The sequence below is a fragment of the Chloracidobacterium sp. genome (assembly GCA_016720705.1).
Lineage (GTDB): Bacteria > Acidobacteriota > Blastocatellia > Pyrinomonadales > Pyrinomonadaceae > OLB17.
This window is the reverse complement of the sequence record JADKKB010000007.1, coordinates 1881512-1904592: the sequence shown is the minus strand read 5'-3', so window position 1 is coordinate 1904592 and position 23081 is coordinate 1881512. Positions and strand designations below refer to the sequence as shown.

Genomic DNA, 23081 nt, shown 5'->3' with positions numbered 1-23081 from the left:
TATGCAAATAATAAAATTTCCGACAAATGAACAACTGCGAGGGCTGCTAAAGCGACCGTCGATCGACACCGGATTTCTGGAGCGTACGGTGTCCAATATTCTTAAAGACGTCCACGCGAACGGTGACGCCGCACTTCGTCATTGTGCTCGTCATTTTGATAAGGTCGAGCTCGAAGAGTTTCTGATCACCGACGATGAATATGCCGAAGCCGAGTCGCTCGTCTCGGCAGAGATCAAGGACGCGATCGCTGTCGCCAAGGCAAACATCGAGAAGTTTCACACCGTCGCCGATGAATTGCCGCCGGTGATCGAAACGATGCCGGGCGTTTTCTGTTGGAAAAAGTCGGTGGCGATCGAAAAGGTCGGGCTCTACGTACCGGCGGGCAGTGCACCGCTTTTTTCCAGCGTCTTGATGCTGGCCGTTCCGGCCAAGATCGCGGGATGCCGCGAGATCGTCCTCGCGTCGCCGCCCAATAGCAACGGCAAGATCGATCCGGTAACCCTGTATGCAGCCAAACTGTGCGGAGTGACCAGTGCATTCAAAATAGGCGGCGCACAGGCGATCGCGGCGATGGCGTACGGCACGGAAACGGTGCCGGCGGTTTACAAGGTCTTTGGCCCCGGCAATCAATTTGTGACCGAGGCCAAACTCCAGGTCCTGCGTTCGGGCGTCGCGATCGATATGCCGGCCGGACCGTCCGAGGTCGCAGTACTGGCCGACGACACCGCCATTCCTGCTTTTGTGGCGTCAGATCTGCTCTCACAGGCGGAGCACGGCCCGGACAGTCAGGTGATCTTGATCGCGACCTCAGAGGAACTGATCGATAAGTCGCTTTCGGAGGTCGAACGTCAGATCGAGCTGTTGCCCCGCAAGTCGATCGCGGCGGCGGCTCTTCAGAATTCAACTGCCATACTCGTCGAAACTATCGATGAGGCGGTCGAAATACTTAACGAGTATGCGCCTGAACACTTGATCATCGCGACCGAGCGGGCAGACGACGTAGCTGAAAGGATCGTAAACGCCGGTTCCGTTTTCATCGGTAATTTCTCGTGCGAGAGTGCCGGCGACTACGCGTCAGGGACCAACCACACGCTCCCGACCGGCGGCGCCGCCCGTGCGTATAGCGGTGTTTCGGTCAGCAGCTTTAACAAGACCATCACGTTTCAGAAATTGACCGCTGATGGCGTCCGAGGGCTCGGCCCGATCGTCGAGACCCTAGCGGCGGCCGAGGGCCTGGATGCTCACCGAAACGCGATGGCATTGCGGCGTGAGTCCGTCGGGAGGGCACAGTGACATTTAAGCTAGAGCGGCTGGTCCGCCGCAATATCAGAGATCTGAAGCCATACTCATCGGCACGTTCCGAGTTTGTCGGCACGGCCGAGGTATTCCTCGATGCCAACGAGAACTCATTCGGATCGCCGGCGGGCCCCGGATACAATCGCTATCCCGACCCGCTTCAAACGACGTTGAAGGCCCGCATTGCTCCGATAAAGCAGGTACTGCCGTCGCAGATATTCATCGGCAACGGCAGCGACGAGGCGATCGATCTGCTGTTTCGCGTATTTTGCGAACCGGGCCGCGATGAGGTGATAATCTGCCCGCCGACTTACGGGATGTATCGTGTGTCGGCAGAGATCAATGACGTTGCGGTACGCGAAGTGCTCCTGACCGATGACTTTCAGCTCAATGTCGCCGCGATCAAGCGAGCATTGACCGAAAGGACGAAGCTGATCTTTGTCTGCTCGCCGAATAATCCGACCGGCGATCTGATGCGGCACGAATCAATGATCGAACTCGCCGAGAGCTTCGACGGGATCATTGTCGTTGACGAAGCCTACATAGATTTTGCCGGTGACGCCTCGCTCACGGGCGAGATCGGCCGGATACCGAATCTCGTCGTGCTCCAAACATTTTCCAAAGCCTGGGGAATGGCGGGTATTCGCGTGGGTCTCGCCTATGCGGATCAGTCGATCGTCGATCTGATGAATCGCGTAAAGCCGCCCTATAACGTCAGCGAGATTGCCCAAGATGCGGTGATCCGGGCATTGGCTGATCGTTCGACGATAGAGAAATGGATCGGCGACATAATATCGGAGCGGGAACGTCTGCAAATTGCACTTGATAAACTGCAAATTGTTAAAAAGGTCTATCCGTCGTCCGCTAATTTCATTTTGGCAAAATTTACCGATGCCAATGCGGTTTACGACGCACTGATCGATCAAAAGATAGTTGTCCGCAACCGCAGCAACGTCGAGTTTTGTGATGGATGCCTGCGGATCACCGTGGGCACGGCAACGGAGAATGATCGGCTGATCGCCACTCTCGAAATGATCGAAAATACGGAGAATGTGCCGGCAACTACGGCATCCGGAGATGTAAAAATATGAAAAGAGTTCTATTTATCGACCGTGACGGCACGCTGATCCGCGAACCCGAGGACTTTCAGGTGGACGTGATCGAAAAGCTTCGATTTCTGCCCGGGGCAATTACCAGACTCGCTCAGATCGTGAGGGAAACAGATTTTATGATCGTGATGGTCACCAATCAGGACGGACTCGGTACTGATTCGTTCCCCGAGACCGCGTTTCATCCGGCACAGAATTTTGTGCTGCAGACATTCGCGGATGAGGGCGTCGTATTCGCCGACGTCTTTGTTGACCGGACGCTCCCGCGCCAAAATGCACCGACGCGGAAGCCGGGAACCGCGATGCTGACCAAATATCTTACGGGGGAATACGATCTGGCAAACTCCTACGTCATCGGGGACCGACCGACTGACGTCGAACTCGCCAAAAATCTCGGTGCAAGGGCGATCTACATCGAGAATCCCAATTTTCCTCTGGACCTGAATGTCGATGCATCAGTGAAAACGGCACGTGACTGGAATGATATTTATGACATTCTGCGTATGCCGCACCGCCGGATCACACACACGCGCAAAACAAACGAAACCGAGATCACGGTCGATCTCAACCTCGACGGCAGCGGCCGTGCGGAGATCGCGACCGGCATTTCATTTTTCGACCATATGCTCGAGCAACTTGCTCGTCACGGCGGTCTAGACCTCTCGATCTCGGCGAAGGGCGACCTGCATATCGATGAGCACCACACCATCGAGGACGTCGCGATCACGCTCGGCGAGGCGTTTGCACTCGCACTTGCGGGCAAGCGCGGTATCGAGCGATATGGCTTTTGCCTGCCGATGGACGATTGCCTCGCTCAGGTCGCATTAGATTTCGGCGGCCGAAACTGGATCGTCTGGGACGCCGAATTCAAACGCGAGATGATCGGCGCGATGCCGACCGAGATGTTCTTTCATTTTTTCAAATCGTTCAGCGACAAGGCTCTGTGCAACCTCAATATCGTCGCGACCGGCACAAACGAACACCATAAGATCGAAGCGATCTTTAAGGCGTTTGCCAAGGCGATCAAGATGGCGGTTCGACGCGAGGGAAACTCGCTGCCGACCACGAAAGGAGTTTTATGAAAGTCGCGATCGTTAAATACAATGCCGGCAATTCCGTCTCGGTTGCCAATGCCCTCCACCGCCTCGGCGTCGAGTCGTCGATCACCGACTCGACGGACGAGCTCAGGCAGGCGGACCGCGTGATATTTCCGGGCGTCGGCGAGGCTTCGAGTGCGATGCGATATCTGCGTGAGCACAAACTCGACGGCGTTATCCGCACGTTGACGCAGCCGGTGCTGGGCATTTGTCTGGGGATGCACCTTATGTGCGAATTTTCTGATGAAAATTCGACTACGTGTCTGGGCATCTTGCCTTATCGCGCCAACAAGTTTGTTGACGGCACGCTCAAGATCCCGCACACCGGTTGGAATCAGATCGGGCAGTTGCAGTCACCGCTATTTGACCGTGTCGCCGAAGGTGCGTGGGTATATTTTGTTCACGGGTATTACGTCGGCGTAGGTGCGGACACGACGGCGGTTACGGAATACGGTGGCCAATTCAGTGCCGGTCTGAGCCGTGACAATTTTCATTCGCTGCAATTTCATCCTGAGAAATCGGGTGATATAGGGGCACTCATCCTGGAGAATTTCTTAAAGCTATGATCGAAATAATACCGGCAATGGACTTGATCGACGGCAGTTGTGTGCGTCTGGTACAGGGCGATTTTTCCCGCGAGACCGTTTACTCCACCGACCCGCTTGAGATAGCAAAACGCTTCGAAGATGCGGGGATGAAACGCTTGCATATGGTCGATCTCGACGGCGCCCGTAGCGGCAAACCGGCTAATTTGCAGGTGCTCGACCGCATTGCGTCAGCCACGTCACTGGTCATCGATTATGGCGGCGGCATTCGAACGGACACAGACGCGGCGGCAGTATTTGAGGCGGGTGCATCCGTGATCAACGTCGGTAGTATTGCGGTCCGCGATCCTGAACTGCTTTTTGACTGGATCACAAAATTTGGTGCTCACAGGTTCTTGCTTGGTGCCGATTCAAAGAATGGCAATGTCGCGATCGACGCTTGGAAAACAGAGACGGACGAGCCGATCGTAGGGTTTCTGTCCGGGTTTGCGACCCGCGGTGTCACCCGTATATTTGTGACCGACATCGCCAATGACGGTACGTTGGCCGGGCCATCGCTTGAGCTTTATCGAGAGATCTTGGCTACGATACCATCGATCGATCTGATCGCGAGCGGCGGAGTCACCAGCACCGCGGACGTTGACGCTCTCGAGGCGATCGGCTGCAAAGGCGTGATCATCGGAAAGGCGATCTATGAGCGAAGTATCGCACTGGAGGAACTATCGAGATATGTTGGCTAAACGAATAATACCGTGCCTCGACGTTAAGGACGGTCGAACCGTAAAGGGCACTAATTTTATAGGATTGCGGGACGCGGGCGATCCGGTCGATCTCGCTGTCCGATATTGCTCCGAGGGCGCGGACGAACTGGTCCTGCTCGACATATCGGCGACCAATGAACGGCGAAAGACCTTTGCCGCCTTGATCTCCCGCGTGGCGTCCGAGATCAATATACCGTTTACGGTCGGCGGCGGTATTTCGGCTGTTGAGGATATCGGAGTTCTGCTCGGATGCGGCGCTGACAAGGTATCGATAAATACCGCAGCGGTCAGATCGCCTGACCTTTTAACACACGCGGCGGCCAATTTCGGGTCGCAATGTATCGTCCTCGCCATCGACGCTAAGGAAACCGACACGGGCTGGAAGGTGTTTCTAAATGGCGGCCGAGTTGCCACCGACATCGACGTTCTCGATTGGGCTCGTCGCGGGGTCGAACTCGGTGCCGGCGAGATACTGCTGACCTCTATGAAAGCAGACGGAACAAAGAGTGGATTTGAAATTGAACTGACGCGGGCTGTCTCGGATGCCGTGAGCGTGCCCGTGATCGCCTCCGGCGGGGCCGGCGATAACGATGATTTTGCGGCCGTTTTTGAGTATGGGCACGCGGATGCGGCATTGGCGGCAAGCGTCTTCCACTATGGTGAGATGTCGGTCGCAAACCTCAAGCACTATCTGGCAACGAGGGGAATAGAGGTGAGATTATGAACCTTAGATACGATAAATACGCCGACGGACTGATACCGGCGATCGTCCAGGACGCCGGAACCGGAGCCGTTTTAATGCTTGGGTTTATGAATGAGGAAGCTTTGCTCAAGACACAGGCGAGCGGCCAGGTGACGTTCTATTCACGCTCTCGGTCGCAGTTATGGACCAAAGGCGAGACCAGCGGCAATTTTCTCAAGGTCGTCTCCATCGCTCCGGATTGTGACGAGGACACGCTGTTGATAAAGGCGATACCGTCGGGCCCGGTTTGCCACAATGGAACAGCGACGTGCTTTGGCGATGCGATCCGGAGGCCCTTTGACCTTATCACAGAGCTTGAGAGCGTTATCGACGATCGCCGGGCGACCAACGCCGAAGGGTCGTATGTCGCGAGCCTTTTTGCAAAAGGCATCAACAAGATCGCCCAAAAGGTCGGCGAGGAGGCCGTCGAACTCGTCATCGAGGCAAAGGACGACGACCGGGACAAATTCTTGTCCGAGGCTGCCGATCTGTTGTTTCACTATTTGATCTTGCTCAGAGCCAAGAATGAGTCGATATGCGACGTGCTGGCAGTTCTCGCGACACGCCGCAAATAGCTATTTAACGACGCCGCGTTTCGAAGCTTCGATAAAGTCGAGCAGCAGCTTTACCTCTTTGCAGTCAGCGACCTCGGCCCTGATACGCTCGAGAGCCTGAGTCGTATTGAGCTTGGACGACAGCAGCAGGCGAAATGCGTGATTGAGGCTTTCGATCACTTCGGGGCTGTATCCGCGACGCTTCATTCCGACCTTGTTCAGGCCGTAACATTTGGCGTGGTTTCCCTGAATGATCGCAAAGGGCAGAGCGTCCTTAACTACCACCGAATAACCGCCGACGAACGCCTCATAGCCGACGCGGCAAAACTGGTGCACACCCGAATAAGCTCCCACGCTTGCCCGATCGGCGATCTCGACGTGGCCCGCGAGCGTGGCGGCATTAGCCATTATCACGCTGTTGCCGACCTGACAATCGTGTGCGACGTGCGCCTGTGCCATCAGCAGATTGTCGTCACCGATACGCGTGACGCCGCCGCCGCCGACAGTTCCGCGATGAATGGTCACAAATTCGCGTATCTGATTTCGCAGGCCGATCTCTGTCGATGTCGCTTCGCCGGCGTACTTGAGGTCCTGCGGGCCGAGCCCGATCGAGACAAATGGGTAAACGTGCGTGCCGTCGCCGATCGTGGTGATACCGTCTATCACGACGTGCGAATCGAGCCTCACGCCCGCACCGAGTCTGACCTCGGCACCGATCGAGCAAAACGGGCCGATATGACAATCATCACCGATCGCCGCATCAGGGTGCACGATCGCCGAGGCGTGGATAAATGTGCTCATATCTGCGGTTGATCGTCGTCCGGTTTGCCGGCCGATGACTTAGATTTGCGGGCGACCAGCCACGTAAAGATGATAGTCGCCGGTATCGAGATAAAAATACCGAGTATGGCTCCGCCGACCGTGGTTACGATAATGCCGATCACACCTAACCGAAGCTGTTTATTAAAATAGCCAAAGAGCAGCGGGATCAGCCCGAGCCCGAGTCCGATGAGAGCGTTTATCAGCATCACCCACATAAGCGCTTCGCGGGTTGTTAATTGGTATGGTTCCATCTTATTGCTCCTTGGGGCGGTCAGCGATGATCGACGTGATCGTCGCCTCGGCCGTCACGTGTCCGTCAACGGTGGCGACACCACGCATTTTCTGTACTTTTGACCCGATCCGCAGCGTCGTGACCTCGAGTCTCAGTGTGTCGCCAGGCACTACGGGGCGGCGAAACTTGCAGTCCTCGATGCCGGTAAAGAAAGGTATCTTGCTCTCGCGATCCTCAAACTCACGCAGGGCAAGGATAGCTCCGACCTGCGCCAAAGCCTCGATCTGCAGCACGCCCGGCATCACCGGCGCACCCGGAAAGTGTCCGCTGAAAAATGGTTCGTTAAATGTCACTTGCTTGATACCGACGATGCTCACACGTGGCTCGAGCTCAATGATCTTATCCACCAGTAAGAACGGGAATCGGTGGGGCAGGATCTTTTGGATAGCAACTGAATCGAGGATTGTCATACTCGCAAATGATACCAAAAATATAAAATACGAGTAGCCGGCAAAATACATTTTACCGGCTACTCGTCATTTTGGTTAGCAACTCGCCGCCGGCACTAGTCCGGCCGGATCGCTATTTACGAGCGTTGTAGAACGCGATGAAATCAAGGGTGACGTCAGACTTTTCGTCAAAGCCCATCAGGATCTGAGCTTCGAGCAGTTTCGGCCCGTCCATAATTACGGCATATCCCTTGGCCTTGGCGTAATCATTCATCGCCTTGAGGATGTCGTCCGTCACCGGGCCGACTACCGCATCATAACGCTTGGTATAGCGTGCCTTGGCGTCTTCCTGCTTACGCTTCATATTGGTCTCGATGCTCTGTGCCTCGTCGACCTTGGCCTGGATAGCGTTGCGGTCAGCCTGCGGCAGATTCTGCAGCTTCTGGATCTCAGCAGCAAGTCCTTCGTACTTGGTCTGCATCGTCTTAAGCTCATCATTGAGAGGCTTGAATTCCGCTTCGAGGGCGGTCAACGCATTCTTGAACTTGGTGATGCCACCGCCGGGTTTCTCATCGGCAAAAAGGTAACTATTGACTAGGCCGAATTTGCCGGCACCGGTCTGCGCAGCTCCAGCCTGAGCATTTGCTGATACCGCAAACATCGCAGCGAATAAAAGGCTGAGGGCGGCTAAACTGAATCTTCTCATTATTATGTAGTACTCCTTAAACTCTTAGAAAGGTGCAATGACCCCGCTATTTCGTCATCTATTTGAAACCAATTGTACGCAAACTGTTGCTTGTCGTTTCAAAAAAAGAAAAGCAATAGTAGATTATCGCAAAATTGTTGTCAATTTTGCGATAAAGCGCCTGTTAGAACGTACGTCCGACGGTAAATCTAAATCCGTTACGCTTACCCGGAAGGAAGATGCCCGGCAACTCCTCGGTATAGCCGAGTTTTGCGTTCGGGTTGTAAAAGTAGATCAGACGGAAAGGGACGTTGACGATCGGCACTTGCACGCGGAGTTCAGCTCCGACGCTTGCCTTAAAATCTTTCAGTTTCGAAAACGCACTGTCGCCTACCTTGAGCAACGAATTTTGCTGCACATCGCCGCGTAGATATAACTGCTGGACCTGAGGCGAAAGACTCGTCGGGCAAGCAAATCGATTGCCACGGCAAAACTCATTGACAAAGTCGGTCCGTGTCATCACGCGACCGCGGTAGTACAAAAGGCTGCCGAAACTTTGCTCGAGCACGGGCGTGTTGATCAGCCCGAGTGCCGTCAGGCGTCCGCCGCCGAGCAGTTTCTCGTCTTCGAGAAATTCGCTGTTGATCTGCTGTGTACCGGCATTACGAAGATTAAATACCGAACCGATGTCGGCAAACAGGGCGAGCGTCGCCGGGCCGAAGATCGGAATGCGGTATTCGACGTTCGCAAGCATCTGTGTGTCGCCGCCGATAAAGCGGAAATTGCGGCTGTACAGTGCCGGATTGTTGCCCGCTGCTCCGGTTAGTTGGCCGATAGTGACCAACTCGTCACGCGTCCTCGGATCGATCAGATGATTCGTATCCGCCGTACCAAAGGCATTGTTTGCCAGCACGACATTGCGGGTTGTCACATAGGTGTCAAACGGTGCGACGGGGCCGATGGATCGCGAGTTGTACCCGCGAATGTCATTCTCACTACCGAGGAAAAATCTCTCGTAAGCCGGAACTCCGCCGACAAATGCGATCGAGTTTGCGTTCTTTACCTTGTCGCTGAGAGCCCAGGTGCCGATCGTGCCGGCCATTATGCGAAACGCGAAGACATCCGGATTCGGCTTCTTCTTGTTACGCATCGGGATAAACTTAGAGTAGCTTATGCTCGGCTGATACGTTCGGACATCGCCGCCGAGACCCGCAAATCCGATCGAAAGCGACAACTGGCTGCCGGCAAGCGTGTCGATGCCATTCTTGGCAGGTTGACGCGAATCGTAAGCGAAGGTACCGGTAATGCGGCTTGTAAGAATATTGGGCTGACGATAAATGACCGGAATGATCGACCCGGGATCGTTGCCGCTATTTACCGCGGGGTCAGCAATGGTTGTCGCCGAAAGCTGATAGTTGAGGCCAACTCGCGTAAACTGTGTAAACCTACGCTTCTTTAAGAAAAGCTCTGACAGCGGAGCCGTCGCAAAGAGCGTAACGCCGTATGTGCTCTGCGTAAACAGATTGGCCGAGTCGGTCACGACCTGGCCGTACGGATTGTACAACTCGTTGAGCAGATCCTGATTTTGCGTCAGGTACGTGCCTTCGCCAAAAAACTTGTAGCGGCTCGCAAATACCGACAAACCGACTGAGATCGGCCTGTTGCGGAAATACGGCTGCTGAAAGGTCATCTGTAGCGTCTGCTGGCGATTACCGTAACCGACGTTGAATGACAAAACTTCGCCACGGCCGGCAAGGTTATTAGTCGAGTACTCTAACCCGAAGAACGAACCGCCGATACCCGAAACGCCGCCGTTAAACGATATCTGTTGACGACCTTTTTCCTTGACCTTGACGATCAGATCGACGTTGCCGTTCTCTTCGTCAGTGCGGATCTCGACATCCTGTTCCTTGTCGATCGGGTCGAAATACTGCGTCTGATTAAGACGTGCGACCGAGATCTCGAGGTAATTCTGGTTATAGATATCGCCTTCGTTGATCAGAAACTCGCGTCGCATCACGCGGTCGCGGGTAAAGGTGTTGCCCGTAAACTCGAGCCTTCTCAAGCTGAACTGTTTGCCTTCGTCGATCGAGATCGTAATATCGACGATGCCCTCGTTGGGGTTGGTCGGATTATCTTTGAAATCCGGCTCAAATTCGGCGTTGTACTGGACAAAGCCCTGGCCGCCGTAAACCTTTTTGAGGTCCTCGTAAACCGCGTCCTGCAACCGTTTGCCGTCCGCGATCTCGCCTTTCTTGAGCCCGACATAGCCGAGGATCTGTTGTTCCGAAAAGATCGAGTTGCCCTCGACCTTGAGTTCGCCGACGCGGAAAATACGACCCTCAGTGACCGGTACGATGATCTTCAGCGTGTCGTCCATTGAGGTCAGGACCGGGATCGGCAAATTCTTGATGAGCGGCAGTCCGGTGCGTTTGTAGCCGAGTCCGACCACCTCAGGTTCACCGATGCGGGCCTGAAAATAGCCCTTCGAGAACATATAAGCCCGCACGTTCTTCTGCAGATCGTACTGGAGTTTTCTAAGATCGAGAATGTCCTGGCCCTTGAATCGAGTGATGATACCGGTTTGCTTGACGAGCGTCAGAGCATTTCGGAGTTCGCTGTCCTTAAATTTCTCGTTGCCGTCAAATTGGATATTGATGATACGTGAACGATTGCCCTGTTCGATGTTAAAGGTGACCGCGATCGACGTGGCCGAAACCTCGTCTTCCTGTACCGTGACCTTGGCATTCGGAAACCCCTTGGACGCAAGCATCTCACGCAAGATGCGTGTTGCATTGCGTGCCTTGACCGGGTCATAGACCGCCTCTTTCGAGATGCCGACGCGTTTTTCGCGAAATTCCTTAAGAATGTCCGATTCCTGGATCGCCTTGCTGCCCTTAAACTGCAGGTCGCGGATGATGGCCAACTCACGAACCTCAAAAATTACATTGACGCCGCCGCGAACGCCTTCTTCGGTCAAAACGCGGGTTGCCGTCTTGTCAAAAAAGTTGAGCGAGAGCAGTTCTTTGAGGTCGCGTTCGAGGCCTGCCGGGTCATAGACGTCGCCCGGACGGGTCTTGATGTAGTAAAGCAGGTCTTCGTCGCGAAGCCGCCGGTTCCCCTGAATATCTACTGATTCGACCACCTGCTGCACTGCCGCTTTCTTTTCTGCCGACTTGCCTGCAGGGTCGCCCGAGCCGGCAATGGCGGGCAACGCAAAGGCCGCCAAAGCCAATATTACTAGCCCGATTACGCGAAGATTATGCATAAAACCGATGTATCCTTTATGAGTGCAAATTTTGGAGCCTAAAACAGCTCCTGATATGCCGTATTTGCTTTGCTCAATTAAAAACTGCAACCGAACAAAACCGGCATTTCAATGTCGGAATTTACTCAATCTATGATTCGCGCTTACGGCAACAGGTTGCCCTTTCGCGGTGATCCAACAAACTTACGAATTATACAGGGAAAATTCCGAAAAATAAAAAGCGGAACGAGATATGCACGGCTCGACAGCCTATCTCGCAGTCACTATTTTCGTTGTTGTGCTTATATCTTGTGCGCAGACGGCGACGAGCCACCACAAATAGATAATGCGGCATTGTCCGCCGAATGGTAATCCGTTGGGTAAAAGAAAAAGAACGACCGTTTCGGGCCGCTCTTTTCTGACCACACGGTCGGGCGAAATTCTATTTTTTTAGCCAACCGAATAGTGCATTGACCGTAATATCACGGTTGGTCTCGTAGATCGCCCTGGGTAGCGGCAGCGACATCGGACATACCTGCACGCAGTTTTGTGCGTTGCCGCAGTTAGCGATGCCGTCTTCTTCTAAAAGTCCGTTGAGGCGATCGTCCATCGTCGTTTTACCGACCGGATGCATATTGAAAAGGCGCGCCTGAGCGATCGCTTGCGGTCCGATGTATTGGTCATCGCCATACTGCGGACACGCCTCGAGGCAGCAACCGCAGGTCATACATCGCGATAGCGCATATCGCTCTTGTGCCGTCTCATTAGATATCGCGGGACCGGGCCCGAGGTCGTATGATCCATCGAGTTCGATCCAGGCCTCGACCTTTTTCAGATGCTCGAACATCTTTGTCCGATCGACCTTGAGGTCGCGAACGTTGGGGAACTTTGACATCGGCGCAAGGCTGACCGTATCGCTGCTGGACGCCAGCAGCAGATCGTCGATCAACGCCGAGCACGACTGCCGGACACGTCCGTCGATCACCATCGTACAGATGCCGCAAACCTGCTCGAGACAGCTCATATCCCACACCGGCGGCGTGGTCGCTTTGCCGTCGATCGTGACCGGATTTTTGCGAATGTCCATCAGCGCCGAGATGACGTTGAGATTACGCCGATACGGTATCTCAAACGTTTCCCAGTGCGACTCTGCCCCTTCTTTTTCACGCCGCTGGATCTTGAATTTGATCGTCGCGGGCGGGTTATCGAGGCGTTTCTTTTCTACGTGTGCGTTTGTGGTCATAAACAATTCAATTCAACAACTTTTCGCAAGACACTTTGAGCTCGTGCAAGTTCTCTTCGATGATTCCCCATACGAGGCGGTCAGAAATAGATTCGTAACCGTGAACCAACACATTTCTAAATCCTACGATCCGATGCGCATCCGAAATTTTTCCAAACAGTTCGGGGTCGGTCTGCTTTAGCCGATTCAATGCTTCACCGATATTGATAAAACGGCGTTCAACGGCCGACTTAACAAGTTCGTCATCTTCATAAGCCGCATAATCCAGTCCGCGTACAAATCCGACGATCAGCTTGCAGTTTTCAACCACATCGAATAGATAGGTGTTGACGTCACGTTCCATAGAGCGTCACGCGATCTCGTTCGATCGTCTTCTTAAAAAACGGGTTTTTTACAGCTCGCTCCTCGATCACATCGACGGGGCGTTCAAATACCTTTTCAAGCCGCTCTTTCAATTCGAAATAACGATCGAACAACCGGTCATCACCCGAAAAGCTCACGAGAACATCAATATCACTCTGCTCGGAAAAATCACTTCGGGCGGCAGAGCCGACTAGTTCCAACCGCTGCAACCGCAACTCGCGGCAGATCAGTTGGACCCTATCACGAAATTTTTCGATCTCGAACATTATTTTGATCTCTAACTCGCAATGGTTTTGCTCGTTCGATTAGGCCTTTGCCTTCTTACCCGACGAATAGTCTCGCTTTCGCGGTTCGATCAGCGATATGTCGATCGCCTCGTAGCTCAGGACCGGAGCCTCGGCCGAGTATTCGGCGATGGTCGTCTTCATAAAGTTCTCGTCGTCACGCTCTGGAAAATCGGGCTTGTAATGTGCCCCGCGTGATTCATTTCGGTTGAGCGCTCCGAGCGTTATGACGCGTGCGAGCTCAAACATATTTGCGAGCTGCCGGGCGTGCGGCACGGCCTGCGTCGCCCATAGATTCGAATCGTTGATCGAGATCTTTTTGTAACGCTCCTGCAGTTCGCGGATCTTGTCATCGGTTGCCTGCAGACGGTCGTTGTAGCGGACGACGGTGACATTATCGGTCATCACCTTGCCTAGTTCCTCGTGCAGTTTGTACTGATTTTCGCCGCCCTCACTCTTGATGATCGAATCGTTGATCTCCTGTTGGCGTTTCAGTTCATCGGCGTGAATGCCATTGCTCTCGGTCGCACCGCGCTCGACGTTCTTGCCGTACTCCATTGCGGCCGGTGCCGCTACGAATCCGCCGTAAACGCAAGATAACAGAGAGTTGGCACCCAAGCGGTTAGCACCGTGGATGGAGTAGTCGCATTCGCCGGCCGCAAACAATCCGGGTATATTTGTCCGCTGTTCAAAATCGACCCACAGGCCGCCCATCGAATAATGAACGCCCGGGAAAATTCGCATCGGCACGTAACGCGGATCGTCGCCGACGAACATCTCATAAATTTCGAGAATGGCTCCGAGCTTTTCGGTCAAAGTGTCGGCCGGAATGTGCGTGAGATCGAGATAGACCTGATTCTCGCCGCCCACGCCTTTGCCCTCCAGACAGACCTGAAAGATCTCTCGGGTAGCAATGTCACGCGGAACGAGATTGCCGTATGCCGGATATTTCTCTTCGAGAAAGTAGAGACGTTCGCTCTCGGGGATGTCCTTAGGCTTGCGGGCATCCATCGGGTCACGCGGCACCCACACGCGGCCGCCTTCGCCGCGGGCCGATTCGCTCATTAGGCGGAGTTTGTCTTCGCCGGGGATCGATGTCGGGTGTACTTGGATAAATTCGCCGTTAGCGTACTTGGCACCCTGCTGGTAACAGGCGGCAACCGCACTTCCCGTACAGGTCTGCGAATTGGTCGATTTGCCAAAGACCATTCCGGGCCCGCCCGTCGCCATTATCACGGCATCCGCCGCAAACGTCTTTAATTCAAGCGTTTGCAGATTCATCGCGATCAGACCGCGGCATACCTGATGGTCGTCAAGCACGAGCGAGAGCATCTCCCAGCCCTCGTATTTATGCACGCTGCCGCCGACTTCATACCTGCGGACCTGCTCGTCGAGAGCGTACAGCAACTGTTGGCCGGTCGACGCTCCGGCAAATGCCGTCCGGTGATGGAGCGTGCCTCCAAACCGGCGAAAATCCATCAAACCCTCTTTCGTACGCGAGAACGGCACGCCCATACGGTCAAACAGATTGATGATCGCCGGAGCCATATCCGTCATCCGCTGGACGGGCGGTTGATTAGCCAAAAAGTCGCCGCCATAGACGGTGTCGTCGAGGTGCTTGGCCGGCGAATCGCCTTCGCCCTTGGTATTGACCGCTCCGTTGATGCCGCCCTGGGCACAGACCGAGTGTGAACGCTTGACCGGAACGACCGAGATCATATCGACCTCGTGGCCGGCCTCGGCTATCTTCATCGCCGCCGCGAGGCCCGCAAGCCCGCCGCCGACGATCGCAATTTTTAATCCGCTGGATGCCATATTAGTAAATCTAACCCTTAGTAAAACGTCTCGTTAAAACTTTGTCGGCCCGGTCGGGCCCGCCTTTGCCGGTGCTTCGCATAACACCTTGGGCATCAGTCCGCACGGGCTTCGGAATGCAAATGCCGCGTTGATACCGACCACCGACAGCAGTGCCGCGAGGGCCACACAGGCGGCGATCGTCATCTTTTGTGCCTTTTCACCCATCACCAATCCCCAATCTACCGAGAAAAGGAAAAATCCGTATGCCAGATGCCACGAGGTCGCGATGATACCGAGAATGTAAACGATCAGTACCCACGTTTTCTGAAAATCACTCGCGACGATCGCGTACGCCTTGTCTGCGTTGCCGGCGACTGCGACTTCCGTCAGTCCGGGTATCAGGCCAAATCGCAGATTGAGCAGGTGAAAAAGGATGAACACGAACAGAAACATGCCCGTCACACGCTGCAGCAGGTAAAACCAATTGCGGGCATAACCGTAACTGAGCACGTTCGGCTTAGCCTCGGACGAAATCAGCACGCCGTAGATCGAGTGAAACAACAGCGGCACAAAGATGCCGAAGATCTCGATCAACAGCAGGTAAGGGATATCGTGTATCTCCTTGACCGCCTTATCAAAATTGGCCGCTCCGTTCATCGCCTTTGAATTCGTGAACATATGCACGAAGAAAAAGATCCCGAGCGGCACGATCCCCGTGATCTGGTGCAACTTGCGAAGTAAGAATGTGTTCGAAAATTTGATCGCCATCTAATAGTCCAATTCGCGCGAATACCTTAAATAGATTTGTGAAAATTCTAATTCTAAATTGCCGTTTGAGCAACGTAAACACGATTCTTTTTATCATACGGCAGAGTGCAGATAAGTTAAAATGAAATTGATAGCACAGATTGATAAGTGATACTAATATATAAGGGTCTGCAATAGTTATGCATATCGAAACATTTAAGGTCTTTTGCGATCTGGTCGACCTCGAGAGTTTTTCGTTGGCCGCAGAACGCAACTTCATCACACAGTCGGCAGTGAGCCAGCAAATACGCTCACTCGAGGATAAATTCAAGCGGCGCCTGATCGAGCGCGTTCGCGGTCGCCGCGACGTCAAACTCACGGCGGCGGGCGAGGTATTCTACCGCGAGTCCAAAAAGGTGCTTGGCAGTTATGACCAATTGCACGAATCGCTCCGGGGCGTGATCGGCAAGATCGGCGGTACCGTTAAGGTCGCAACTGTTTACAGCGTCGGCCTGCACGAACTGCCGCCGAAGGTCCGCGAATTTATGACCAAGTTTCCGGCGGCCAAGATCGACCTTGAGTACTCCAGAACGACACGCATCGTCCGCGACGTGCTCAGCGGCTCAGTCGAACTCGGCATCATCGCCTACCCCGAACCGAAACGCGGCATCTCGATAGTCGAAATGGCAGACAGCCGACTCGTCCTGATCGCCCCGCCCGACCACAAGCTCGTCTCGAAAAAGACGGTCAAGGTCTCGGATTTGAACGGGCGTGAATTCGTGGTTTTTGAGAGAGATATCCCGACCCGCAAGGCTACCGACAAGATCCTCAAGGATCACGGCGTCGAGGTGGTCAAGGTCGCCGAATTTGACAATATCGAGACGATCAAACGTGCGGTCGAAGTAGGCTTTGGGCTGGCGATCGTCCCCGAGCCGACCGTCTCCGGTGCATCAGCATCGGGCAGGCTCGCGGTCATCGATCTCGCCGAAAAATACTGGGTCCGCTCGGTCGGCGTCATTTACCGCAGCGACCGAAAGTTGTCGATCGCCGCCAAAAAGTTTGTCGAGCTTTTGGGACGAAACTAATCACCGCAGAAAGGCACGCGCGCATCGCCGAAAATTATTTTTGTTGTCTTTTCGAGCGATGTCGAACATAATGTTGCCATAAACGGTCGAGTATATCGGATCAGAGGACGGCGCACTTGTGAGAAATGTACTTGTTTTCGCGTGTCTTTCGATAGCAGGCTTTTGCCTGTATCAATTACGTTCGCCCGGCGTTGCCGCCGGCGATCATCCCGAAATACGTCCTGTATTTGAAAATTACTCGATACGGCTCGACACTAGCACGGCTGCCGATGAGGTGCTCCGGCGTTACCGTTCACAAAGCTCATTCAGCAACGTCGACCGCGATGTCGTGATCGAACGTATGGCCGCGGCCGAGCATCGCTTGCGTCAGAGCGTTTCGGGGGTGGTCGTCGAATATGGCGACGAACTGCACACACCCGAGATCATCGGCACCTCGGCAATCTCGAAAGGTGTTCTCGCCAAGAGCACCGGCAGCAACGGTCGTGAACGTACACTCCGTACATTTATATATGCCAACAAAGGCCTTTTCGGCGTTACTGAAAAGCAGATAGTCGACCTGACGCTCGAAGTCGGCCAGAGTGCCCGTGCGAGCGGCATTTCGATAGTCGACTTGCAGCAGTCGATCGGAGGCGTCCCGGTCTTTCAGGGCACGATGCGGGCGGCCTTTGATCGCGGCAACAAGCTCGTGCGTGTGATCAATTATCTTGCTCCAGGCCCTTTTGATGTTCGGGATGATTTCGGGGCTCCGGAACGCGCCGTGGCGGCGGCGGCACGAAACGTCGGCATCGAAATTGCCAAAGACTCGCTCCGCAGATCACGTCTGGACGGCAAAAATGTTATTTTTCAGCACAGCAGTTTTGCCGATGTGATCTCGGCCGAAAAGTTCTACTTTCCGATCGAACGCGGTGTCATACGGCCGGCGTGGTGTGTGCTGTTGTGGCTGGATACGGCAGCGTATTATGTTGTCGTCGATGCGGCTGATCAAGAGCTTTTGTGGCGCAAAAATATCACCGAGTCACAGACTCAGGCATCGACATACAGCGTTTACGGCAGTTTAACGGCAATGACAAGGGCCGCCGACAGCCCTGCGCCCGGAACTCCGAGTTGCCCGAGCCCCAATCCTTGCCCGCAACCGGCGATGATCGCCCGGACGCCGTTCACGTTGATCGGAAATGAGCCACCCTACACCTTTAATAACAACGGTTGGGTCGCCGACGGCGAAAATCGCACGATCGGCAATGCGGCCGAGGCCGGCATTGACCGCGACGGGACACAGGGCGTCGACAACAACGGCTGGGCATTCAGCGATGCGGGCCGCAATTTTGTGTTCGCATACGATCCAGCCCCGGGCTTGACGCCGCCGGGGCAGAGTCCGCTGCCGACCGGCACACAGCCATATCCGCCGACGCCGTTTCAGCAGGGCTCGGCGACCAACGCCTTTTATCTGGCCAATCGCTGGCACGACGAGACGTATCTGCTCGGCTTTAACGAATCGAGCCGCAATTTCCAAACCGACAATTTCGGACGCGGCGGCATCAGTAATGATTCGCTCTCGGTCGAGATTCAAGACGGCACCGGTTCAAACTCGGCAAATTTCTCGACGCCGGCTGACGGCATCCGCCCGCGAGCTCAGTTTTTCGTCTGGACCAGCTCGACGCCGGCCCGCGACGGAGCCCTCGATGCCCAGATCGTTTTGCACGAGTTCACGCACGGTCTTTCAAATCGTCTGATCGGAAACGCCACCGGCCTGACCGGCAATATGGCGCGCGGAATGGGCGAGGGTTGGTCCGATTTTTTTGCATTGGCATTGCTGTCTGAGCCAACGGACGACACGTTTGGCACCTATGCGGTCGGCTGTTATTCGAGCTATCAGATAATTCCCGGTTTTGACTCTAATTGCTATTACGGACTGCGGCGATTTCCGGTCGCGAGGCGAGGTTCTGTCGGTCCGAACGGACTGCCGCACAACCCCCTCACGTTTCGCTACTTAAATTCGGACTGCAATACGCTGATCGGCACGACCACGTCAAACCCGCCGCCAAACAGCGCATTTCCACGCGGTCCGATCGGCACGACTACGTGCGATCAGGTCAACAATTTTGGCGAAGTTTGGACAGTCGCACTGTGGGAAGTTCGAGCCTCTTTGATCGACGCTCTCGGGCCGGCCGAGGGCAACCGACGGGCGTTGCAATACATTACGGACGGGATGAAGTTATCGCCGCTCAATCCGACCGTCCTCCAGATGCGCGATGCCATTCTAGTCGCCGCACAGGCGGCAAACCCCTCTGACGTCCGTCACGTCTGGCGCGGATTTGCGATGCGGGGAATGGGGGTTTTGGCCTCGATCCAGGACGTCGGTTCGGGTAATAACAACACCGTCGTGACCGAATCGTTCGATTTGCCGGTCGGGCCGCGGCCGCTGGCAGATTTTGACGGCGACGGGCGCAGCGACGTTTCGGTATTTCGGCCGTCGGACGGCAATTGGTACATTCAGCGTTCGACTGCGGGCTTTATAGCGGCAAATTTCGGGCTGGCGGGCGATCGTCCGGTGCCCGCCGATTTTGATGGCGACGGCAAGGCCGACATCGCGATCTTTCGGCCGACTGCGGACGCGGCGGCAGCTGACTTTTATGTGTTGCGGAGTTCAAATTTCGCCGTCTCGTACATCTCTTGGGGTTCGCCCGGCGATCTGCCGGCGATCGGCGATTTTGATGGCGACGGCAAGGCCGACCCCGCCATTTTTCGCCCGGCCGACCATCGTTTTTATGTTCTGCAGAGTTCAAACGGAGTCGTGCTGGTGTCGAGGCCTTCGCCGAACGACGTGCCCGTGAGCGGTGATTTTGACTTTGACGGCAAGGCTGATTTTGCGACATTCGGCGAAGGTCGCTGGAATTGGTCGCGGTCGTCCGACGGGCATCTTTCGGGCGTTATGGATTTTTGGGGATCGGCCGGCGACAATCCAGCGGCGGGCGATTACGACGGTGACGGCAAGCTCGATCTGGCAATTTTTCGGCCGTCAGATGGCGTTTGGTACATCAAAAAGAGCTCGGGCGGAAACGACTTTGTCCCGTTCGGCATCGCGTCGGATATACCGTCGCCCGGTGATTTTGACGGCGACGGTCGCACCGATATCGCCGTTTACCGAAACGGCGTCTGGTACATTTTGCGTTCGTCGTCGGGGATTCTGATCACGCAATTCGGGCTTGCCAACGACCTTCCGCTGACTGCCGCCGGGCCGCCGCAATAAACCGTCCGCTTACGGCTGATCGGTTGCGATATCCGTGGCGATATAGGTCAGCGTCGTCGTTGGCTGCATTTCGTTGAGCGTATTGCGGAGCGTCGGGACGATGCCCTCAGCCTCCATATATTCGCGGCCGAGCATTCGGCGAAAACGCTTGTCCTTGCTCTCACCGGTCAGCTCTTTTAACATTCCTCGCAGGAAAGCCGTTACTAGCTCGGGTGCAAACTGCTTACCGGCGTTGCGCCTTAGGTCCTCGACCACATCGTTGGCCGGACGGCGTGCCTTGTAAGGTCGGTCGGTCGTCATCGCGTCGAAGGAATCTCCGAGATTCACGATCTTGGCGATATACGGTATCTCGCGGTCGTAGAGTCCGTCGGGGTAACCGCGGCCGTCGAGGCGTTCGTGATGGTATTTTGCCGCCAGCGGAACGTCAGTGTACGGGTGATGTATCGGCTGCAGGATCTCAAAGCCGACCGACGGATGCTTGTTCAACTCGGCGGATTCCTTTGCGTTGATGCGATATGGAGCGTTGATGATCTTGCGCTCGACGGTCAGTTTACCGACGTCGTGCAGATAGCCGGCGGTCGCCGCACCCTCGACCTGATCGGGCGACCAATCAAGCTCAGCGGCGATGATCTCAGAGTATCGGCCGACCCGCACGGAATGGCCCTCGGTGTACTTGTCCTTACAGTCGATCGCGGCGGCAAAGGCCTTGACCGTGTCATTATAGGTCGTCCGCAAGCCTTCAAAGAGTCGTCGGTTCTCCTCGGAATGACGCTCGATCTCGGCCATCAGATTTCGCTGTGAGATGGCGACGCCGATGTGGCGGCCCATCGCGCAGATGATCTCTTTTTCGTACGAGGTATATGCTTCGCCGGTCGCTTTTTCGCCCAGGAATACTGCTCCGACGATCTCATCACGGATCACGAGCGGGACAAAAAGCTCGATCCGACGGCTTTCAAAACTGCGGTCATAGACCTGAAAGAACGGCAAAACCCTCGCCGCCGCCGTTTCGATCGGGTTCAGGCCGTTCGCCAAAAACTGGCGTTCGTCCTCCAGACAGAGCGACAGACTGAGCGGAAAATCATCGCCCAAGCCGCGCACGGCGAGCATATTCAGTTCGTGGCCGAATCGCGAATACCTCGCCACCCCGCCGCGCATTATCGCCAGCGAACCCGATATCAGGTGCAGTGCCGTTCGGATCGTTTCCTGAAAGTTGTTCTTATTCGCAACTTCCTGCCCAAGGTCCGCCAAAGCCCCAAATGCGTGGATCAGTTTTGTTCGTTGTTCGATCATTGGTTCGTGGTTCGTGAATCGTCGGTCGTGAATCGTTGTTTGTGAATCGTGAATCGTCGTTCGTGAATTGTTGGTCCTGACCCTCAAGTTGTCGATTTTCGTTTAAGGTGTTTCGACAGGCCTGTTATCATTCGGCCAATGCCATCAAGTGAGGCCATCGCTTCGTCAAAGTCTTTGGTTGACAAAAACCCAAGTCGATTTGCGATCAGTAACTCGGTCTCGACCTCACTGGCCGAACCCTGGGCGATCGTCAAAAATCGTCCGAAATCCTTGTCTGTTTCGCGGGCCGCGCCTTCCGCAATATTTGCCGGTATCGATACCGCTGCCCGCCGGATCTGAGACGTCAATCCAAATTTCTCTTCCGACGGAAAATTCTCCGTCAACCGATAGACAAACACAACCAGATCGATGGACCTTTTCCAAACATCCAGTTTTTCGTGAGAACGCATAATTAGCGTGAATCGTCGGTCGTGAATTGTGAATCGTCGTTCGTGAATCGTCGGTCGTGAGTCGTCGGTCGTGAATCGTCGTTCGTGAATCGTCGTTCGTGGATCGTCGTTCGTGGATCGTCGTTCGTGGATCGTCGTTCGTGAATCGTCGCTGGTGAATCGTCGTTCGTCGTCCAAGTCGATCGATTCACTATTCACGACTTCACCATTCCCGATTCACTATTCACGATTCACGATTCACCATTCACGACTTCACGACTTCACGATTCACGACTTCACGACTTCACCATTCCCGATTCACTATTCACTATTCACCATTCACCATTCACCATTCACGATTCACGATTCACGACTTCACGATTCACGACTTCACGACTTCACCATTCCCGATTCACTATTCACTATTCACCATTCACCATTCACCATTCACGATTCACGATTCACGACTTCACGACTTCACGACTTCACGACTTCCACATGCTTGGTCAGGCCGAGCATTTCAAAAAGCTCCGCCGATTCTTCGTTCAAGTCCGAGAAAACTACCTTTGCACCGGAATTGGCGGCCGTGTCGATCACGCCGAGCAGGATCGAGATGCCGATACTGTTGATGATCTCGGTCTGCGAAAAATCGACGACCAACTCCTTTACGCCGGATTCGAGCTTGGTCTTGCACTCACGCTCGATAGCCTCGCCCGAGAGCTTGTTCAAATAGTCGCCCGCGAGCACCACAGCCTTGTCATCAGCCGCCGAAAATGCCGTTTCCACACCGTTTTCAGTGATCACTTATGTTTGTTCCTTGTTAAACTTACGCCGCCTGCGCGAAGAATCCACTTGAGGTTAGTTTTTAACACACAGTCAGATCAAATACAACATAAAAGCTCCGCTCCTTACGAAGGGTGTCGCATCGCGTCGCTGACGGGGTGGTTCTCTATCGAATTCCACGCTCCACACTCAAAAGACTCGGTAGACCCGACAGACTCAACGGACTCTCCGACACATCACACTCACGTTTCTGTCCGTATGGCATAGGATCGCA

22 protein-coding genes are annotated in these 23081 nt (G+C 54.6%); 9 read left to right on the top strand and 13 right to left on the bottom strand.

The features are described 5' to 3' along the window. The first annotated feature begins 1 nt into the window (after nt 1). Genes hisD through IPQ00_15680 form a run of 7 tightly spaced genes read left to right on the top strand, consistent with a single transcriptional unit; the run spans nt 2 to nt 6126 of the window. Nucleotides 2-1294: a histidinol dehydrogenase gene (gene hisD / locus IPQ00_15710; GenBank protein MBL0242010.1), complete on the top strand. Its 1293-nt coding sequence runs from the start codon at nt 2-4 to the stop codon at nt 1292-1294. Beyond that, complete coding sequence (gene hisC, locus IPQ00_15705; protein MBL0242009.1) at nt 1291-2388, top strand: histidinol-phosphate transaminase; 1098 nt, start codon at nt 1291-1293, stop codon at nt 2386-2388. Before hisD ends, hisC begins: the two co-directional genes overlap by 4 nt. Next, entirely contained in the window at nt 2385-3488 is a 1104-nt protein-coding gene (hisB, locus tag IPQ00_15700) for a bifunctional histidinol-phosphatase/imidazoleglycerol-phosphate dehydratase HisB (GenBank protein MBL0242008.1), read from the top strand. The genes hisC and hisB overlap by 4 nt, the downstream gene beginning before the upstream one ends. After that, entirely contained in the window at nt 3485-4069 is a 585-nt protein-coding gene (hisH, locus tag IPQ00_15695; GenBank protein MBL0242007.1) for an imidazole glycerol phosphate synthase subunit HisH, read from the top strand. Before hisB ends, hisH begins: the two co-directional genes overlap by 4 nt. Continuing rightward, nucleotides 4066-4788, top strand: coding sequence for a 1-(5-phosphoribosyl)-5-[(5-phosphoribosylamino)methylideneamino]imidazole-4-carboxamide isomerase (gene hisA / locus IPQ00_15690; protein ID MBL0242006.1), 723 nt, complete (start codon nt 4066-4068; stop codon nt 4786-4788). Before hisH ends, hisA begins: the two co-directional genes overlap by 4 nt. After that, nucleotides 4778-5533, top strand: coding sequence for an imidazole glycerol phosphate synthase subunit HisF (gene hisF / locus IPQ00_15685; GenBank protein MBL0242005.1), 756 nt, complete (start codon nt 4778-4780; stop codon nt 5531-5533). The genes hisA and hisF overlap by 11 nt, the downstream gene beginning before the upstream one ends. Next, entirely contained in the window at nt 5530-6126 is a 597-nt protein-coding gene (locus tag IPQ00_15680) for a bifunctional phosphoribosyl-AMP cyclohydrolase/phosphoribosyl-ATP diphosphatase HisIE (GenBank protein ID MBL0242004.1), read from the top strand. Before hisF ends, IPQ00_15680 begins: the two co-directional genes overlap by 4 nt. On the opposite strand, the gene lpxA is transcribed toward IPQ00_15680, so the two are convergent. The 10 genes from lpxA to IPQ00_15630 all read right to left on the bottom strand — a co-directional run bounded on the left by lpxA (nt 6127) and on the right by IPQ00_15630 (nt 15995). Further along, complete coding sequence (gene lpxA, locus IPQ00_15675; GenBank protein ID MBL0242003.1) at nt 6127-6906, bottom strand: acyl-ACP--UDP-N-acetylglucosamine O-acyltransferase; 780 nt, start codon at nt 6904-6906, stop codon at nt 6127-6129. It abuts the gene before it with no gap. Continuing rightward, nucleotides 6903-7178: a hypothetical protein gene (locus IPQ00_15670; protein ID MBL0242002.1), complete on the bottom strand. Its 276-nt coding sequence runs from the start codon at nt 7176-7178 to the stop codon at nt 6903-6905. Before IPQ00_15670 ends, lpxA begins: the two co-directional genes overlap by 4 nt. A 1-nt stretch (nt 7179) precedes the next feature. Beyond that, the gene (gene fabZ, locus IPQ00_15665; GenBank protein ID MBL0242001.1) at nt 7180-7629 is read right to left on the bottom strand and encodes a 3-hydroxyacyl-ACP dehydratase FabZ; all 450 of its coding nucleotides are present in this window, start codon (nt 7627-7629) and stop codon (nt 7180-7182) included. A gap of 112 nt (nt 7630-7741) precedes the next feature. Continuing rightward, nucleotides 7742-8314: an OmpH family outer membrane protein gene (locus tag IPQ00_15660; GenBank protein MBL0242000.1), complete on the bottom strand. Its 573-nt coding sequence runs from the start codon at nt 8312-8314 to the stop codon at nt 7742-7744. Between the two features lie 163 nt (nt 8315-8477). Beyond that, nucleotides 8478-11561, bottom strand: coding sequence for an outer membrane protein assembly factor BamA (gene bamA, locus IPQ00_15655; GenBank protein ID MBL0241999.1), 3084 nt, complete (start codon nt 11559-11561; stop codon nt 8478-8480). A gap of 421 nt (nt 11562-11982) precedes the next feature. After that, entirely contained in the window at nt 11983-12783 is an 801-nt protein-coding gene (gene sdhB / locus IPQ00_15650) for a succinate dehydrogenase iron-sulfur subunit (GenBank protein MBL0241998.1), read from the bottom strand. A gap of 7 nt (nt 12784-12790) precedes the next feature. After that, nucleotides 12791-13126, bottom strand: a complete 336-nt coding sequence (locus IPQ00_15645; GenBank protein MBL0241997.1) for a DUF86 domain-containing protein — start codon at nt 13124-13126, stop codon at nt 12791-12793. Continuing rightward, complete coding sequence (locus IPQ00_15640) at nt 13116-13412, bottom strand: nucleotidyltransferase domain-containing protein (protein ID MBL0241996.1); 297 nt, start codon at nt 13410-13412, stop codon at nt 13116-13118. Before IPQ00_15640 ends, IPQ00_15645 begins: the two co-directional genes overlap by 11 nt. A gap of 39 nt (nt 13413-13451) precedes the next feature. Continuing rightward, on the bottom strand, nt 13452-15245 hold the full coding sequence (gene sdhA / locus IPQ00_15635; GenBank protein ID MBL0241995.1) for a succinate dehydrogenase flavoprotein subunit: 1794 nt from the start codon (nt 15243-15245) through the stop codon (nt 13452-13454). A gap of 33 nt (nt 15246-15278) precedes the next feature. Further along, nucleotides 15279-15995 carry a succinate dehydrogenase gene (locus IPQ00_15630; protein ID MBL0241994.1) on the bottom strand — a complete coding sequence of 239 codons (717 nt, stop codon included), beginning with the start codon at nt 15993-15995 and terminating at the stop codon, nt 15279-15281. Between the two features lie 179 nt (nt 15996-16174). Here IPQ00_15630 and IPQ00_15625 point away from each other — a divergent pair, with 179 nt between their 5' ends. Then, entirely contained in the window at nt 16175-17059 is an 885-nt protein-coding gene (locus IPQ00_15625; GenBank protein ID MBL0241993.1) for a LysR family transcriptional regulator, read from the top strand. 118 nt (nt 17060-17177) lie between these two features. Continuing rightward, nucleotides 17178-20306 (top strand): M36 family metallopeptidase, encoded by a 3129-nt coding sequence (locus IPQ00_15620; protein ID MBL0241992.1) that lies wholly within the window; start codon nt 17178-17180, stop codon nt 20304-20306. 9 nt (nt 20307-20315) lie between these two features. Here the strand turns inward: IPQ00_15620 and IPQ00_15615 are convergent, their stop codons facing one another. The 3 genes from IPQ00_15615 to IPQ00_15605 form a co-directional block, all read right to left on the bottom strand. Next, entirely contained in the window at nt 20316-21596 is a 1281-nt protein-coding gene (locus tag IPQ00_15615) for an HD domain-containing protein (GenBank protein ID MBL0241991.1), read from the bottom strand. An 83-nt stretch (nt 21597-21679) separates the two neighbouring features. Then, a complete protein-coding gene (locus IPQ00_15610; protein MBL0241990.1) occupies nt 21680-22045 on the bottom strand; it encodes a four helix bundle protein in 366 nt (121 codons plus the stop codon). Between the two features lie 456 nt (nt 22046-22501). Beyond that, entirely contained in the window at nt 22502-22828 is a 327-nt protein-coding gene (locus IPQ00_15605; protein MBL0241989.1) for an STAS domain-containing protein, read from the bottom strand. Nucleotides 22829-23081 lie beyond the last annotated feature (253 nt).